This is a genomic window from Ectobacillus panaciterrae DSM 19096 (genome assembly GCF_000430785.1).
GTDB lineage: Bacteria > Bacillota > Bacilli > Bacillales > Bacillaceae_G > Ectobacillus > Ectobacillus panaciterrae.
Genome location: NZ_AUMR01000015.1, coordinates 15177 through 31300, shown reverse-complemented (window position 1 = coordinate 31300; position 16124 = coordinate 15177). Strand labels below are relative to the sequence as shown.

General features: G+C 43.9%; 13 protein-coding genes. 11 read left to right on the top strand and 2 right to left on the bottom strand.

Annotated features, from left to right (window positions below; genetic code table 11):
• Window positions 1-9 precede the first annotated feature (9 nt).
• Window positions 10-435, top strand: coding sequence for an acyl-CoA thioesterase (locus tag H540_RS0106175; RefSeq protein ID WP_028399894.1), 426 nt, complete (start codon window positions 10-12; stop codon window positions 433-435).
• 298 nt (window positions 436-733) lie between these two features.
• On the opposite strand, the gene H540_RS0106165 is transcribed toward H540_RS0106175, so the two are convergent.
• Both H540_RS0106165 and plsY read right to left on the bottom strand, forming a co-directional pair.
• On the bottom strand, window positions 734-1024 hold the full coding sequence (locus tag H540_RS0106165) for a HesB/YadR/YfhF family protein (RefSeq protein ID WP_028399893.1): 291 nt from the start codon (window positions 1022-1024) through the stop codon (window positions 734-736).
• 96 nt (window positions 1025-1120) lie between these two features.
• Complete coding sequence (plsY, locus tag H540_RS0106160; protein WP_028399892.1) at window positions 1121-1702, bottom strand: glycerol-3-phosphate 1-O-acyltransferase PlsY; 582 nt, start codon at window positions 1700-1702, stop codon at window positions 1121-1123.
• 360 nt (window positions 1703-2062) lie between these two features.
• On the opposite strand from plsY, the gene H540_RS0106155 reads away from it, so the two are divergent.
• From H540_RS0106155 to H540_RS0106110, 10 genes are all read left to right on the top strand, one after another.
• The gene (locus H540_RS0106155; RefSeq protein WP_028399891.1) at window positions 2063-3913 is read left to right on the top strand and encodes an anaerobic ribonucleoside triphosphate reductase; all 1851 of its coding nucleotides are present in this window, start codon (window positions 2063-2065) and stop codon (window positions 3911-3913) included.
• The gene (nrdG, locus tag H540_RS0106150; RefSeq protein WP_028399890.1) at window positions 3910-4380 is read left to right on the top strand and encodes an anaerobic ribonucleoside-triphosphate reductase activating protein; all 471 of its coding nucleotides are present in this window, start codon (window positions 3910-3912) and stop codon (window positions 4378-4380) included. The genes H540_RS0106155 and nrdG overlap by 4 nt, the downstream gene beginning before the upstream one ends.
• Window positions 4377-5051, top strand: coding sequence for a response regulator transcription factor (locus H540_RS0106145; protein ID WP_028399889.1), 675 nt, complete (start codon window positions 4377-4379; stop codon window positions 5049-5051). The genes nrdG and H540_RS0106145 overlap by 4 nt, the downstream gene beginning before the upstream one ends.
• 139 nt (window positions 5052-5190) lie before the next feature.
• Window positions 5191-6375: a S1C family serine protease gene (locus H540_RS0106140; protein ID WP_028399888.1), complete on the top strand. Its 1185-nt coding sequence runs from the start codon at window positions 5191-5193 to the stop codon at window positions 6373-6375.
• Window positions 6376-6433: 58 nt separating this feature from the next.
• The gene (locus H540_RS0106135) at window positions 6434-6847 is read left to right on the top strand and encodes a CoA-binding protein (RefSeq protein ID WP_028399887.1); all 414 of its coding nucleotides are present in this window, start codon (window positions 6434-6436) and stop codon (window positions 6845-6847) included.
• 322 nt (window positions 6848-7169) lie between these two features.
• Window positions 7170-9125, top strand: a complete 1956-nt coding sequence (parE, locus tag H540_RS0106130) for a DNA topoisomerase IV subunit B (protein ID WP_028399886.1) — start codon at window positions 7170-7172, stop codon at window positions 9123-9125.
• A 1-nt stretch (window position 9126) separates the two neighbouring features.
• Complete coding sequence (gene parC / locus H540_RS0106125) at window positions 9127-11550, top strand: DNA topoisomerase IV subunit A (protein WP_028399885.1); 2424 nt, start codon at window positions 9127-9129, stop codon at window positions 11548-11550.
• Window positions 11551-12260: 710 nt separating this feature from the next.
• On the top strand, window positions 12261-13469 hold the full coding sequence (locus H540_RS0106120) for a branched-chain amino acid ABC transporter substrate-binding protein (protein ID WP_028399884.1): 1209 nt from the start codon (window positions 12261-12263) through the stop codon (window positions 13467-13469).
• Window positions 13470-13845: 376 nt separating this feature from the next.
• Window positions 13846-14832: a branched-chain amino acid ABC transporter permease gene (locus H540_RS0106115; RefSeq protein ID WP_028399883.1), complete on the top strand. Its 987-nt coding sequence runs from the start codon at window positions 13846-13848 to the stop codon at window positions 14830-14832.
• A gap of 10 nt (window positions 14833-14842) precedes the next feature.
• Window positions 14843-16120, top strand: a complete 1278-nt coding sequence (locus tag H540_RS0106110) for a branched-chain amino acid ABC transporter permease (protein WP_028399882.1) — start codon at window positions 14843-14845, stop codon at window positions 16118-16120.
• Window positions 16121-16124: the final 4 nt, after the last annotated feature.

Sequence of the window (16124 nt, the reverse complement as noted above, 5' to 3'; positions counted from 1 at the left end):
GACTTCATCATGCACATATCTGAACATACGGTCAGCATCCGATATGCAGAAACAGATCAAATGGGTGTCGTATATCATGCAAACTACGTCATTTGGCTTGAACTCGGGCGTACGCAGCTTATAGAGGATCTGGGGTTTTCCTATGCGAAAATGGAAGAGGACGGCATTGTATCGCCGGTCCTTGATCTGCAGGTTACGTACCGCAAAGCGATGCGTTATGGGGAAAAAGCGCTTGTAAAAACATGGATTGAAGCAGTAAATCCGCTTCGTGTTGTATATGGATACGAAATTTTGAACGAGCAAGGCGAATTATGCATCACGGCCAGTACCACAAATGTCTTAGTGAAAAAAGACACATTCCGTCCTGTATCCTTTAAAAAGTTATATCCGGAGTGGTATGAGATATATGAAAAGGAACAAAAGCCAAAGGAATAAGAAACTGTCATGAGGCAGTTTCTTTTTTTTGCTATTATGCGTATTGAAATGGATTAACGTACATATGTACTATAAGGAATTACAATGAATTTCATTTAAAGGAACATTCGGGTCTGACGTAAGCTACACGAATTTGACTGAACATTGGATAGCATAGCCTAGGACAAACCCCGAGAAAAAGAAAGCTTTTTAAGAGAGGATGCAGAGATATTTTGAAGAGAAATATCACGAACAGGAATTTTCATATGTGTACATAACATGTAAAAAGCATCCTGCTGTAACGCAGGACGCTTCTTTTTTATTTTTCGTAATGGAATTGCGGCTCTTCTTCACCGCTCGTATATGTAACAGAAAGGTCATGACCGTCGAAATACCATTCGTCGTCTGCTTCTACGAAAAACGTAATGCCTTCTTCTTTTGTTTCTGCTGCTGCTTGTATTGCCGTATCTTTACGGATACCAAGAGATAAACCTTTTTGTACTGTGCTGCAACCTCCGTATTGCACGAAGAAGCGAAGCACATCGCCGTCTTGCAAAATCATCTCTTTTTTGTACCATTGTGCTGCGTCTTTGGACACTGAGATTTTCATATGTTTCCCTCCAATTTTTTCCTGCACATCTTTAGTAAAAATAACGCAAACAAGGCGCCATTTACATGCTTAGCATTTCCTTTTTGCGTTATAATTTTAGAATTTTACCTTTGGTTCCGTTTTGTTTATAATCCGGGAAATATTAGCGCGATGACGATATATGACAAAAATAGCCAACAATGACATCGCGATTAAAAATGGTGTATCGTTTCCAATAATAATCGCTGCAATGACGCCGATAATCGCTGTCAGCATAGAAGAAAGCGATACGTATTTTGTCGTGAACAGCAATATTAAAAATACGACAATCAGGATAAGAAAAATCAGTGGCTTACAAAACAGCAGAACGCCTGCCGAAGTCGCAACAGCCTTTCCGCCCCGAAATTTCGCAAAAATTGGATACACATGGCCGATAACCGCCGCAAGACCGAACCAAAGCGGATTGATATTCAAACCAAATAAACTAGGTAATGAAGCAGCGAGTGTGCCTTTTAAAATATCGGCAATCGTTACAATAAATCCTGCTTTTTTGCCAAGCGTACGAAACGTGTTCGTTCCTCCGAGATTTCCGCTGCCGTGCTGGCGAATGTCGATGCCATAGCCGACCTTTCCGACGATTAAAGCAAACGGAATGGAACCGAGTAAGTACGCAGCTAAAAATAATACGTATGTAAGCATAAGTCCATTCTCCTTTAATATGTAATGATAGAGGGCACAAAAGCAGTTTTGCTCGTTCATTGTACCATAATAAGATAGGGCTGTGTAAACAACTGAGCCTTTATAAAGTATCTTTTACAATTTCTTTAAGGGGAGTGAAATTCTTCTTCGCATGAAGTCTATTTTTTGACATGTGACGATGAACCTCCCTCACTTACTCGCTTCTGCTCCTAGAAGTGGGGGTATTCTCGTCCAATTTATGATAAAATGCCAATCTCTCATTTTCACAAGAACGTTACAATTATCACATCATTGGAGGCTCTATATATAGTATGGTTTTTATTATGGTATACAATATATAGTTTAGAGGAGTGATTGGTAATGAAAGGAACAAACGTAGAAAGGGAATGGATGAACATGCTTGACAAGATTGTGGCAGGAGCTGAACAAGATATCATGCAGGAAAATGCGAATGTGGATGGCCGATCTCCCATGGGGATGATGGGGAAAGTTGCTTCTGAGACTGCGAGATTTTATGCGATGGAAAAGCTGTTATCTAGTAAAGTGCTTAAGGCGATGGAAGAGAATATTTTATATCCGCATGATCTTGATTTTTATATAGCTGGAACGACTACATGCTCGCAAATTCCGCTCGGACAGCTATTGAAGGGGGGGTTCTCTACAGGTCATGGTTATATGAGAGAGCCGGGCGGCATCGGCAGCGCTATGGCGCTTACGGCAATTGTTTTACAAGCAAATCAAAACATGCAGCACGGCGGCCAAGCGTTTCCGATGTTCGATTACGATCTTGCGCCTTATGTGAAAAAAACATACGAACGTCATCTTGAACGCTTCCACCAATATGGAATGACAGAACAGGCGGAAAAATTGGCATGGAAGGAAACGGAGAGAGACACGTATCAAGCGTGCGAGGCATTTATTCATAATGCCAACAGCATGCACAGCCGCGGGGGTGGACAGGTTCCGTTCATCTCCATTAATTACGGCACGGATACGTCCAAGGAAGGACGGATGCTCATCCGGCAGCTGCTTCTTGCTACCCAGGCGGGACTTGGAAAGGGAGAAACACCGATTTTTCCGATTCAAGTGTTTAAGCTGAAAAAAGGAATTAATTTTGATGCAAACGACCTGAACTATGACTTATACCGTCTGGCACTGGAAACGACGGCAAAACGATTGTTTCCGAATTTCGCGTTTTTGAACGCGCCTTTTAACGCTGCATTTTATGATGGACGCCCGGAAAGTGAAGCGTGCTATATGGGATGCAGGACGCGTGTGATGAGCAATATTCACGGCGAAGAAAATGCGGTCGGCAGAGGGAATATTTCATTTACATCTTTAAACCTTGTGAAGCTCGCCCTAATCAGCGAGTCAACGGAGCACTTTTTCGACCTGCTGAATCAATACATAGATCTGGCGATTCAACAGCTGCTGGAACGCTTTCATTATCAAGCATCAAAGTGCGCTAGAGATTTTCAGTTTCTTTATTCACAAGGAATTTGGCGGGGCGGTGAAAAGCTGCAACCTAGTGAACGTGTAAAAGAGATAATCAAGCATGGAACATTAAGCGTAGGCTTCATCGGATTGGCTGAATGTCTTACTGCATTAATTGGCAAGCATCACGGGGAAAGCGAGGAAGCAAAGGAACTCGGGCTTAATATCGTTCGATTTATGAGGGAGAAAATGGATAAGGCGACAGAAATGCATCAGCTTAATTTCTCACTTTTGGCTACTCCTGCAGAAGGTTTATCTGGGAAATTCACAAAGCGCGATCGTAAAAAGTTTGGCGTCATCTCCGGCGTAACCAATCGGAGTTTTTATACGAATTCCTTCCATGTTCCTGTTTATTATCCTTTGCAAGCAATCGAAAAAATACGGAGGGAAGCGCCGTTTCATGAGCTGTGCAATGCGGGGCACATCACGTATATCGAGTTGGACGGCGCAGCTGTTCACAATATAGAAGCACTGCATCAGCTCATCAATGCCATGGCGTATTACGGAATCGGGTACGGTTCTATCAATCATCCCGTAGACCGGTGCACATGCTGCGGATACAACAGCATAATAGAACGAGAGTGCCCTGTATGCGGAAATGATGACGAAGAGAAAATAGAACGCATCCGCCGTATTACAGGATATTTGGTAGGGGATATGACAAAATGGAACAGCGCGAAACGAAGCGAGGAAGCGGAACGGGTGAAGCATTCATGAGAATCCTGAACATTTTGCATGATAGTGTTGTAGATGGCGAGGGGTTGCGGACAGTCGTGTTTTTTGCAGGCTGTCCGCATCGCTGTTTCGGCTGCCATAACCCGCAGTCGTGGGATTGGAGTAACGGAATCCAGATGAGCGCAGAAGAAGCTCTTCAAGAAATTATAAGCAATTCTCTTACGAATGTGACGTTTTCAGGCGGTGAGCCGTTCATGCAGGCGCGTGAGGCGAAGAAGCTTGCCCGGATGGTGAAAGAAAGCGGTAAAACGCTATGGATGTATACGGGATATACATTTGAGGAGATACAGAGAATAGGAAATCGTGATATGATAGAGTTGTTGGACTATGCAGATGTACTAGTAGATGGAAGATTTGAATGGAATAAAAAAGACCGTGCGCTCCCGTTTCGGGGCAGTGGAAATCAGCGCATTATTCGTTTAGATAAAAGAAAGGGGGAAATCATATGAACAAAACGGTGCTGCTTGTAGAAGACGAACAGCGCCTTCGTGAAATTGTTTCCGACTATTTTGCGAGCGAAGGATTTGAAGTGCTTGAGGCAGAGGACGGGAAGCAAGCGCTGGCGCTTTTTGAAGCGCATGAGATTGATTTAATCGTTCTTGATATTATGCTTCCGGAAATCGACGGCTGGTCTGTATGCCGCCGTGTTCGCAAGGAATCCGTTGTGCCGATTATTATGTTGACCGCCCGCTCTGATGAAGAGGATACGCTTCTTGGCTTTGAGCTTGGAGCGGACGAGTACGTGACGAAACCGTTCAGTCCGAAGGTACTTGTAGCGAGAGCAAAAACGCTGCTCAAGCGTGCAGAAGGCTCCGTCGGTCAGGAAGAGAATATGCTGTCTATGAGTGGAATTGAAGTGAACAAATTGTCGCGTACTGTTATAGCTGATGGGAATGAAGTGATTTTAACGCATAAGGAATTTGAGCTGCTTGTGTATCTTATGGAGAATAAAGGGATTGTTTTATCCCGTCAGCATCTTTTGAATCAGCTGTGGGGCTATGATTATTACGGTGATGACCGCACGGTGGATACACATATTAAAAAGCTGAGAAGCAAGCTCGGCGAAAAGGCAAACCATATCACCACTGTGATTCGCGTCGGATATAAGTTCGAAGAGTAGGCCTAAGGCAGGCATGTTATTTTATAATAATAACACGTCCTGCTTACGAAAATCTTGTTGAATTTCACGACAAGTTCACAACAAATACACAGCGGCATATTACACTGGGTCTATCAAGAAACAGAGAGGGGCCAGACGAATGGGATATTATGATGAAACAGATGTGACAAGACATGAGGAGCGAAAAGTACGCGGCAAAAAAGGATACTTTTTCACAGGTCTTATCGGTGCGGTGATCGGTGCGGTTACAGTTACAGCAGCCGGTTCGTATATCCCTGCGCTGCAAGGTCAGACTGCCGTTCAAAAAGTGCAGCAAAGCGAAGGTACTGTTGTTCCGGTCGTGCAAAGTATGAAATCAACAGATATTGCCGGTATGGTGCAAGGCGCGAAGGAAGCTGTTGTGAGTGTTAATAACTATCAAAGTTCAGATCCGCTTTCTAATAAAGTGCAACAGGCTGGAACTGGTTCAGGTGTTATTTATAAAAAAGTGGGAAATAAAGCGCTGATTGTGACGAACAATCACGTTGTTGAAGGTGAAAAGCAACTGGAAGTCGTCTTAAGCAGCGGGAAAAAGCTGCAAGCGAAACTTGTCGGAACCGACCCTTTGCTTGATTTAGCTGTATTAGAAGTAGATGGAAGTACAATTACGAAAATTGCAACACTCGGGGACTCCGATAAAATCCGTGCCGGAGAAACAGCGATCGCAATCGGAAGCCCGCTTGGCTTTGCCGGAACAGTAACAGAGGGTATTATCAGCAGCAAGGATCGTGAAATTCCAGTAGATATCAACCAAGACGGCAGTCCGGACTGGCAGGCGCAGGTGATTCAGACAGATGCATCTATTAATCCCGGCAACAGCGGCGGTGCATTGTTGAATACGAACGGAGAAGTGATCGGCATCAACTCCAGTAAAATCGCGCAACAGGCTGTTGAAGGAATTGGGTTTGCGATTCCGATTAATGTCGCGAAGCCTGTTTTAGATTCTATAGAACAGTATGGTAAAGTACAACGTCCGTTTATGGGCATACAGCTGAAATCATTAGATGAAGTGCAGAGCTATGCATTGAATCAATTACAACTTCCGAAAGATGTAACGAGCGGAGTTATCGTCATGGCGGTTACGTCGAATTCACCGGCAGAGAAGGCAGGCCTTAAGGAACTGGATCTCATCGTAGCGTTAGACGGCCAAAAAATCGACAATGCGTTGCAATTCCGCCAGTACTTGTATGAAAAGAAAAAAATCGGCGATAACATTACAATTACGTTCTATCGCGGCGGTCAAAAGCAAGAAAAAACAGTATCGCTTGATGCGAGTGCAAATTAAAAGAGCTCTTTCTGTTGAAAGAGCTCTTCTCCTTTCGTTATACTTTGAATAAGGAGGGATTATGATGCAAAATCCGACACGCGAGGAAATCGGTCAAATTTTGAAAAAGAGCAAAACGATTGCAGTGGTGGGACTGTCTGACAATCCGGAAAGAACATCTTATATGGTATCAAAAGCTATGCAGGATGCTGGGTATGAAATTATTCCGGTAAATCCGAAGGCGGATTATATTCTTGGCAAAAAAGCGGTGAAAACATTAAAAGAAATTGAAGGGCATGTGGACATTGTCAATGTATTCCGGCGCTCTGAATTTTTAATGGACGTGGCGCAGGAGTTTGTACAAATCGATGCTGATGTGTTTTGGGCGCAGCTTGGCTTGCAGGATGAGGCTACATACGAATTTTTAAAGGAAAAAGGATATACTGTCATTATGGACCGCTGCATCAAAGTAGAGCACGCTTTAACGAGATAGATGAGGTGTTCGGCGTGAATTTTTTTCGCGGCTGTTTATGGGGACTGCTTCTTGTCACGCCTTTTTGGATATTTATTATTTGGGTGATTTGGAAGCTGATGTGAAGAGAAAAGCTTGCTGCTTCAAGGATTAGAGGGCAGATGCCATTGACAAACCTTTCTTTTTTTGAAATAGTAGCTTAGAGGAATCCTTGTTGCCAACAAGGATTTTTCTGTTCAATCTTGTATAATACATACTACGCGTGCTTGCCAAAATTAGGACGGTGCGGTATGCTATAACGGAAACATACGTTCTGTTTGTTCGGAGGAAGGGAGTAAGCGCTTTGGCACAAATACAATATAACGAAGATGCGATTCAGGTGCTTGAAGGATTGGAAGCCGTCAGGAAGCGTCCGGGTATGTACATCGGAAGCACGGACAGCCGAGGATTGCATCACTTAGTATACGAAATCGTCGATAACTCGGTCGATGAAGCTTTAGCAGGCTTTGGCGACGAAATCAAAGTCATTATACATAAAGATAACAGCATAAGTGTGCACGACAAAGGGCGCGGAATGCCTACGGGTATGCACAAAATGGGAAAACCTACACCGGAGGTCATTCTTACAGTTCTCCATGCGGGCGGAAAGTTCGGGCAAGGCGGATATAAAACGAGCGGGGGATTGCACGGCGTAGGGGCATCTGTTGTAAATGCTCTTTCCGAGTGGCTCGTCGTTACCATCAAGCGCGACGGCTATGTGTATGAACAGCGCTTTGAAAACGGAGGAAAACCGGCTACAACGCTTGAGAAAACGGGAACGACAAGACAAACGGGAACGACGATTCACTTCAAGCCGGATCAGACGATTTTCAGTACAACGAATTATAACTATGAGACATTAAGCGAACGCTTGCGCGAATCTGCCTTTTTATTAAAGGGAATGAAAATTGTATTAAAGGATGAACGCAGCGATTTAGAAGATGTATTTCACTATGAAACGGGAATTGAAGCATTTGTTTCGTACTTGAACGAAGAAAAGGATTCGCTTCATTCCGTCGTATATTTTGAAGGAGAGCAAAACGGCATTGAAGCGGAGCTTGCATTCCAATTCAACGACGGCTATTCCGAAAATATTTTATCGTTCGTAAACAACGTGCGGACAAAGGACGGCGGAACGCATGAAGCCGGCTTTAAAACAGCGATGACGCGCGTATTTAACGAATATGCGCGCAAAATCAGCTTGTTAAAGGATAAAGATAAAAATCTGGACGGCAGCGACATTCGCGAGGGAATATCAACTATTGTGTCTGTGCGCATTCCAGAAGACTTGCTGCAGTTTGAGGGACAAACGAAAGGAAAACTTGGAACGAGCGAGGCACGTTCGGCAGTTGATGCCATTGTGTCCGAAAATTTGGCATATTTCCTTGAAGAAAATCCGGATGCCGCAACTCTTTTAGTGAAAAAAGCAATCAAAGCGTTTCAGGCAAGAGAAGCGGCGCGAAAAGCGCGTGAAGAAGCGCGAAGCGGCAAAAAGAAAAAGCGCTCCGAAGCTTCTTTAAGCGGCAAGCTGACACCGGCACAGTCGCGCAATCCGCAGAAAAACGAATTGTACCTTGTAGAGGGGGATTCCGCAGGCGGATCTGCCAAGCAAGGGCGCGATCGACGCTTTCAAGCGGTGCTGCCGCTTCGCGGTAAGGTCATCAACACAGAAAAAGCTAAGCTTGCCGATATCTTTAAAAATGAGGAAATCAATACGATTATTCATGCGATCGGCGGCGGGGTCGGACCGGAATTTTTGGTTGAAGATATCAACTATGACAAAGTGATAATCATGACAGATGCCGATACGGACGGAGCGCATATCCAAGTGCTTTTGCTTACATTCTTCTATCGCTACATGAAGCCGCTTATTGAAGCTGGCAAAGTGTTCATCGCGCTTCCGCCTCTTTATAAAGTAAGCAAAGGAACAGGCAAGAAGGAAGTAATCGAATATGCATGGTCTGATGAAGAGCTGCAAACAGTAACGAAAAAGGTAGGAAAAGGCTATACAATTCAGCGCTATAAAGGTCTTGGCGAAATGAACGCTGACCAATTATGGGAAACGACGATGGATCCGGAGACAAGAACGTTGATCCGCGTCAAAATCGATGATGCAGCCCGTGCCGAGCGCCGTGTGACAACATTGATGGGCGATAAAGTAGAGCCGCGCCGCAAATGGATTGAGCGCAATGTACAGTTCGGTCTGCAGGAAGAAGGAAATATTTTAGAAAATGAAATGATTTCAACGGAGGTGGAGTAGCATGCAAGCAGAGAAGTTTCACGATCTGCCTCTTGAAGATGTGATTGGCGACCGCTTTGGCCGGTACAGTAAATATATTATTCAAGATCGTGCATTGCCGGATGCGCGCGATGGCTTAAAGCCGGTGCAGCGCCGTATTTTGTATTCCATGTACGTGGAAGGGAACGTGCATGACAAGCCGTTTCGAAAAGCTGCAAAAACGGTCGGGAACGTAATCGGCAACTATCATCCGCACGGCGATTCGTCCGTGTATGAAGCGATGGTACGCCTCAGCCAAACATGGAAGGTGCGCAATGTTCTCGTAGAAATGCACGGGAACAATGGAAGCATCGATGGCGATCCGGCTGCAGCGATGCGTTATACAGAAGCGCGTCTTTCGCCGATTGCTTCTGAATTGCTTCGCGATATTGAGAAGAATACGGTCGAGTTCGTACCGAACTTTGACGATACGAGCGAAGAGCCGATCGTTTTACCGGCAAGCTTCCCGAACCTTCTTGTCAACGGATCGACGGGAATTTCCGCAGGATACGCGACAGAAATTCCGCCCCATCACCTTGGCGAAGTAATCGATGCGGCAATTATGCGTATTGATAATGCGGAGTGCACGGTAGATGATCTGCTGCAAGTAATCAGCGGACCTGATTTTCCGACAGGCGGCATCATTCAAGGCATTGACGGCATCAAGCGCGCCTATGAAACAGGCCGCGGCAAAATTATTATCCGCGGCAAAGCGGCGATTGAAGACATGCGCGTCGGCAGACAACAAATTGTCATCACAGAAATTCCGTACGAGGTCAACAAAGCAAATCTTGTAAAGAAAATCGACGATTTGCGCATCGAGAAGAAGCTCGACGGCATCGCAGAAGTGCGCGACGAAACAGATCGTACAGGACTGCGCATTGTGATCGAGCTGAAAAAGGATGCAAACGCAGAAGGCATCTTAAATTACTTATACAAAGCGACAGACTTGCAAATTCCATACAATTTCAACATGGTGGCGATTCACAATCGCCGTCCGAAGTTGATGAGCCTGCCGCAAATATTGGATGCGTATATCAGTCACCAAAAAGAAGTTGTGACGAACCGTTCCGAATATGAACTGAAAAAAGCGCAGGACCGCCAGCATATTGTTGAAGGTTTAATGAAGGCCTTATCTATTTTGGACGAAGTTATCACAACAATTCGCGCTTCTAAAGATAAACGCGACGCGAAGGATAATTTAATTGCCAAGTTCGCATTCACGGAGCCGCAAGCGGAAGCGATTGTTTCCTTGCAGCTGTACCGATTGACGAATACGGACATTACGGCTCTTCAAAAAGAAGCGGAAGAGCTGAATAAGAAAATTCAAGAGCTGCAAGCGATCTTAGGCAGCGAGAAGAAGCTGCTGCAAGTCATCAAAACAGACTTGAAGCGCGTGAAAAAAACATACAGCGATGTGCGCCGTACGGTTGTTGAGCACGAAATTCAAGATATTAAGATCGATATGGAAGTCATGATTCCGCAAGAAGATGTAATTGTAACGGTAACAAAAGAAGGATATGTAAAGCGTACTAGCTGGCGTTCTTACAACGCATCGAACGGAAAAGACTTCGGCATGAAAGAAGGCGACCGTTTGCTTGCCCGTTTTGATATTAATACAACCGATACTCTTCTCTTGTTTACGAACAAAGGAAACTATATTTATTTACCGGTTTACGAAATGCCGGACATTCGCTGGAAAGATCTCGGCCAATACATTGCGAACATTGTGACGCTCGATCGAGATGAAGAGCTCCTAACGGCAATCGATGTGAAAAACTTTGAAGAAGACAACCGTTTCTTGTTTTTTGTCACAAAAAACGGCATGATCAAGAAAACAGAGCTGAAGCAATACAAAGTACAACGTTATTCCCGCTCATTAGTCGCAATTAACGTTAAGGGTGATGATGAAGTCATTGATATTATGACTACGGACGGCACGCAGGATATCATACTTATGACGCACATGGCATATGCTCTTCGCTTTAAAGAAGAAGAAGTGAGCCCGATTGGTGTCCGTGCCGCAGGCGTAAAAGGCATTAATTTAAAAGACGGCGATTACGTCGTAAAAGGGCTGACAGTAACTGATGCAGACGCATTGCTTGTCGTGACCCAGCGTGGCGCAGTGAAAAAAATGCATGCAAAAGAAATAGACCTATCGAATCGTGCGAAGCGCGGACATCTCATTTTTAAGGAAGTTAAAACAAACCCATACCGTATCGTCGGTGCAGAGGCGATAAGCGAACAGCATATTCTGTACGCAAAATCAGAAAAGAACGCATTGGAAGTCATTGATCCAAGTTCATTAAAGCCAAGAGATCGATACAGCAACGGAAGTCCGCTCATTGATACGAGCAGCTCAGGAAATGTCGTTGAGGTATGGAAGGAACAAAAGACAGAAGGATAGTGAATTGAAGCACCCATTGGATACCCAATGGGTGCTTTTCTGTGAGAAAAAGGCCCCTCCTTACATTCCATTCATCTTCTTTTCACTAGAGTTGTTTTGTGAGGCAACGTATTCTAGTGAAAAACATGTTAGATTTTCTTACATTCTAGGTGCATTTTATCGTTATAAATAGTATAACTATGTCATACATAACAATCTTCTTTAATAAAGGGGTGGAAACATTAGGCTATAATGCTAACGAATCAATCGTTTGTGAAAGTGAGTGAATGAAAGGGCGGAAGCGGCCCATTATAAAGCTATGTCTGTAAACAACAAAGAACTTGAAAATAATCTTATATGAATATTATTTATACAAAAGATGCACCTGCTGCAAAACCGGCAAGCAAAGCAATCCATAAAACTACGACCAAAATCAGCGAAGGGTGTTTAAAGCGTGATGCTAGAGATCGATTATGATTGTAGAACGAATTAAAAATCCGTGTATCACTATAAAATAGAAAATGAATACGGAAGCTCAAAAAGCTTTTGAAATTATAATAATTGAAAGAGCTTTCTATTGCTTTTTCTGCAGGGCTATTAATGAATTTTTTTGTTATTTCATTTACCGAGTGTCTAAATTTGTATAAAAATATAGGATTGTACAATATAACTTCTTCGATTATGATTTAACTAAATATTTAAAAAATTTAAAAAACGAGGAGGGAATTTAATTGGTATTAAAAAAAGGAATGGCACTAGTCTTGTCTACGTCGCTTGTATTCGGCATCTTAGCAGGCTGCAGCGGCAACAAATCGCAGCAAACATCTGGAACAACGTCTGATGGCGGTGGCGGCAAGGTTATTAAAATCGTGACACAATCCCCGCTTTCCGGAGCCTCCGCAACGCAGGGGGAAGCTATTAAGCTAGGTGCTCAGCTGAAGCTAGAGGAGCAAAAGGAAGAATTCAAAAAGCTTGGTTTTGACCTGCAGCTCGTTCCTTATGACGATCAGGCAGATCCGAAAAAAGGGGTTGCGAATGCGCAGCTTATCGGAGCAGATAAAGACGTTCTCGGCGTTGTCGGGCACTTGAACTCAGGTGTAGCAATTCCATCTTCAGAAGTATATGAAAAGAACAACCTTACAATGGTATCTCCGGTAAATACAGCAACAGATGTAACAGACCGCAATTTAAAGGTTGTAAACCGTATTTGTGCACGCGATGACTTCCAAGGACCTGCAGGAGCGGAATACGCGCTGAAAACGTTAAACGCGAAAAATATTTTCGTTATTGATGATAAAACAGCTTACGGCACAGGCTTAGCAAAAGCATTTGAGCAAGCTGTAGAAAAAGAAGGCGGCAAGGTATTAGGTCATGAATCCATTACTGTCGGCGAGAAGGATTTCAACGGCGTACTGAATAAAGTGCTGGCGAAAAAGCCTGACTTAATCTACTTCGGTGGCCTTTATGCTGAAGCTGGCTTAATTGTGAAACAAGCGCGTGATAAAGGCTTGAACATTCCAATTATGGGAGGAGACGGTATTGACTCTTCTACACTTGTAGAAATTGCGGGAACTACAATCAAGAATACATATTACACATCTATCGCAGCGGACCCAATGAAAACGGAAAACGGAAAGAAATTTGCTGAAACATACAAGAAGAAGTTCAATAAAGATGTAGAAGGCTACTCCGCTTACGGTTACGATGCAGCTGGCGTATTGTTAGAAGGCGTGAAGTCCGCGATTAAATCTAACGGCAACAAGCTTCCTTCACGTGAGCAAGTGCGTGATTCTGTCCGCAAAACTGCAAACTACCAAGGTGCTGTAACGAAGGTTGCATTCGACGCGAAAGGCGACAACAAATACTCCAAAGTATATATCTATAAGTTTGACGAGCAAAAGTACCCTGGCAGGGAAGAAGGGGAAATTGAGAACAAATAGTGCAGAAGGTACGGGGTGCTGCCTCGTACCTGTTTTTTTGCATAAAATATTATATTTGCAGAACAACGGGTAAATATTTTATTCACCATTCTGTTTATTGTTTATATCTTCGACAAACACTTGATGTCAATTCCTGTTTTTGTCGAAATCCCTTTTGAGAAAACAGTTGTCAATTGTCGAAGTTTTCCTTATTATTTTCTTAGAATATTATAAATATTCTAAATTTTTAGAAAAGGATGGTGGTTACATAGAGCAAAGTCTTCACCATAGTAATCATTACGGGATGAATCCATGCTTGAGAATAGCGAGAAAGAAAAAGGAATCATTTGGAGGGTGTCTACAGGTTCATAAAAGAAAATGAAAGTGAGGGAAAGGCATGCTATCAGAAATTTTGCACACTTTACCGCAAGTATTGGTGGATGGATTGACGCTGGGTGCGGTATATGCCATTGTAGCTCTCGGCTACACGATGGTATACGGTATCTTGGAGCTCATTAACTTCGCACACGGTGAAATTTTCATGACGGGAGCTTTTATCGGAACCGCCATCTTTCTTATGTTGACTGGACTTGGCTGGATGGGAGCGATGCCGGCATTGTTAGCTCTTATTCTTGTATTGGTAGTTACTTCGGCGCTGACTGGGTTTCTGGGAATGGGAATTGAGAGGGTGGCTTATCGTCCGCTGCGAAAGGCTCCGAAGCTAATCACTTTAATCACTGCAATCGGGGTATCGTTTTTGCTTCAGGATCTCGTTCGCTTTATTACAGAATTGAAAAAAGGCAACTATATTATCACTGGTCCAAGCTTATTCACAGATCAAGTTACTATTCAAACATCGTCACTCTTATCGAAGTTCAACAACGCGCAACTGAAGTCATCTTCTATTATTCTCATTGTTATTGCTATTATCATGATGTTCGCTCTGGATTTCTTCGTGAACCGGACAAAATGGGGCATGGCGATGCGCGCAGTAGCACAGGATCGTGAAACGGCAGCATTAATGTCAGTAAATGTAAACAAAGTTATCTCCTTAACATTCTTTATCGGCTCCGCCCTCGGCGGCGCAACAGGCGTTCTGTTCGCAGTACAATACGGAACAATTGACCCGTACATCGGATTTATCCTTGGATTAAAAGCATTCACGGCGGCAGTTCTCGGCGGAATCGGAAATATTCGCGGCGCCATGGTCGGAGGCATCTTGCTTGGACTATTGGAAATGTTCGCTGCAGCAAATCTTTCCACCCTGTCAAGCGGCGTACTCGGCGCGGAATATAAAGACGTATTCGCATTTGTAATTTTAATCATGGTGTTGATCTTTAAGCCGGAAGGTATTTTCGGAAAAGCAGTTACAGAGAAAGTGTAGGTGAGAGAACATGTTGGCAAAAGTAAAAGAAAATAAATTGTTGCAAGGTATTCTTCTTGCTTTGTATGTACTCGTAACATCCTTAAGCTTATACTTGGCGCAAAAATCCGTTGTCGCGTTTTTGCTTCTCTTGTTTTCACTGTTCCTTCTGTATTACACAGGCTTTTCTGCAAAAATGAAATGGCTCGCAGGCTCTGTCGTACTGTTCGCATTATTGCCGTTTGCCGCAAGCGGCGGTCCTGCATATGAGTCCTACATGGAAGTTGCGACTCTCGTTGGCATCTATATCGCAATGGCACTTGGGCTTAACATCGTAGTGGGGTTTGCCGGACTTCTTGATTTAGGATTCGTAGCCTTCTTCGCAGTCGGTGCATACACGTACGGTATTTTCGCGACGGCGCAGGCGAACAACTTCATGCCGTTCGGACAATATCCGTTATCAGGCGGAAGCTTCTGGGTCTTTCTTTTACTAGGCTGCTTAATGGCAGCAATTTTCGGAGTGCTGCTCGGCGTTCCGGTGCTTCGTGTCAAAGGGGATTACCTCGCAATTGTAACGCTTGGATTCGGGGAAATCATCCGCATTGTCTTCAACAACTTAGACAAGCCGGTCAACATTACAAATGGCGCGATGGGCTTGGCGTCAATCAAATCTCCAGAACTGTTTGGCATAACGCTGAATAATTCCAGCCAATTTTACTACATCGTCTTAGTCATTTTGCTTTTCGTCATTTTTGGCGTGAAGCGTTTAGAGTACTCCAAAATCGGACGTTCTTGGAAAGCCGTTCGCGAAAATGAAATCGCAGCGCAAGCGATGGGAATCCACCTTGTTCGCACAAAGTTGCTTGCCTTTGCAATCGGTGCATCTTTCTCAGGGATGATGGGCGTTGTATTCGCAGCGAAGCAAACGTTCGTCGATCCGACAAGCTTTACACTGTTAGAATCCATCACTATTCTTGTAATGGTAATCCTTGGAGGGATGGGAAGCGTGCCGGGTGTTATCCTTGGGGCGGCAGTTATGACGATTTTGAATCTTCAAGTGCTGACAGAAATAACAAACTGGCTGAATCAATTGAGCTTAAACGGTGTTGTCTCCATTCCGGACGCACTGTCTCCAGCGAAAATGCAGCGTTTCATTTTCGGAGGCATCTTGATTTTGTTTGCCATCTATCGTCCGCAAGGGTTAATCCCAGCGAAGAATCCGAAGTTCAACGAAGCTGAATTAAAGGCAAAAGAACAAGTAAAAACGGCACAAACAGAAGAAAAAGACGAAAAAGCGTGCGGAGCGTAAGGAG

Coding starts and splice junctions, on each gene's coding strand:
- H540_RS0106175 (WP_028399894.1), top strand. CDS start 10: ATGCACATATCTGAACATACGGTCAGCATCCGATATGCAGAAACAGAT.
- H540_RS0106165 (WP_028399893.1), bottom strand. CDS start 1,024: ATGAAAATCTCAGTGTCCAAAGACGCAGCACAATGGTACAAAAAAGAG.
- plsY (WP_028399892.1), bottom strand. CDS start 1,702: ATGCTTACATACGTATTATTTTTAGCTGCGTACTTACTCGGTTCCATT.
- H540_RS0106155 (WP_028399891.1), top strand. CDS start 2,063: ATGAAAGGAACAAACGTAGAAAGGGAATGGATGAACATGCTTGACAAG.
- nrdG (WP_028399890.1), top strand. CDS start 3,910: ATGAGAATCCTGAACATTTTGCATGATAGTGTTGTAGATGGCGAGGGG.
- H540_RS0106145 (WP_028399889.1), top strand. CDS start 4,377: ATGAACAAAACGGTGCTGCTTGTAGAAGACGAACAGCGCCTTCGTGAA.
- H540_RS0106140 (WP_028399888.1), top strand. CDS start 5,191: ATGGGATATTATGATGAAACAGATGTGACAAGACATGAGGAGCGAAAA.
- parC (WP_028399885.1), top strand. CDS start 9,127: ATGCAAGCAGAGAAGTTTCACGATCTGCCTCTTGAAGATGTGATTGGC.
- H540_RS0106115 (WP_028399883.1), top strand. CDS start 13,846: ATGCTATCAGAAATTTTGCACACTTTACCGCAAGTATTGGTGGATGGA.
- H540_RS0106110 (WP_028399882.1), top strand. CDS start 14,843: ATGTTGGCAAAAGTAAAAGAAAATAAATTGTTGCAAGGTATTCTTCTT.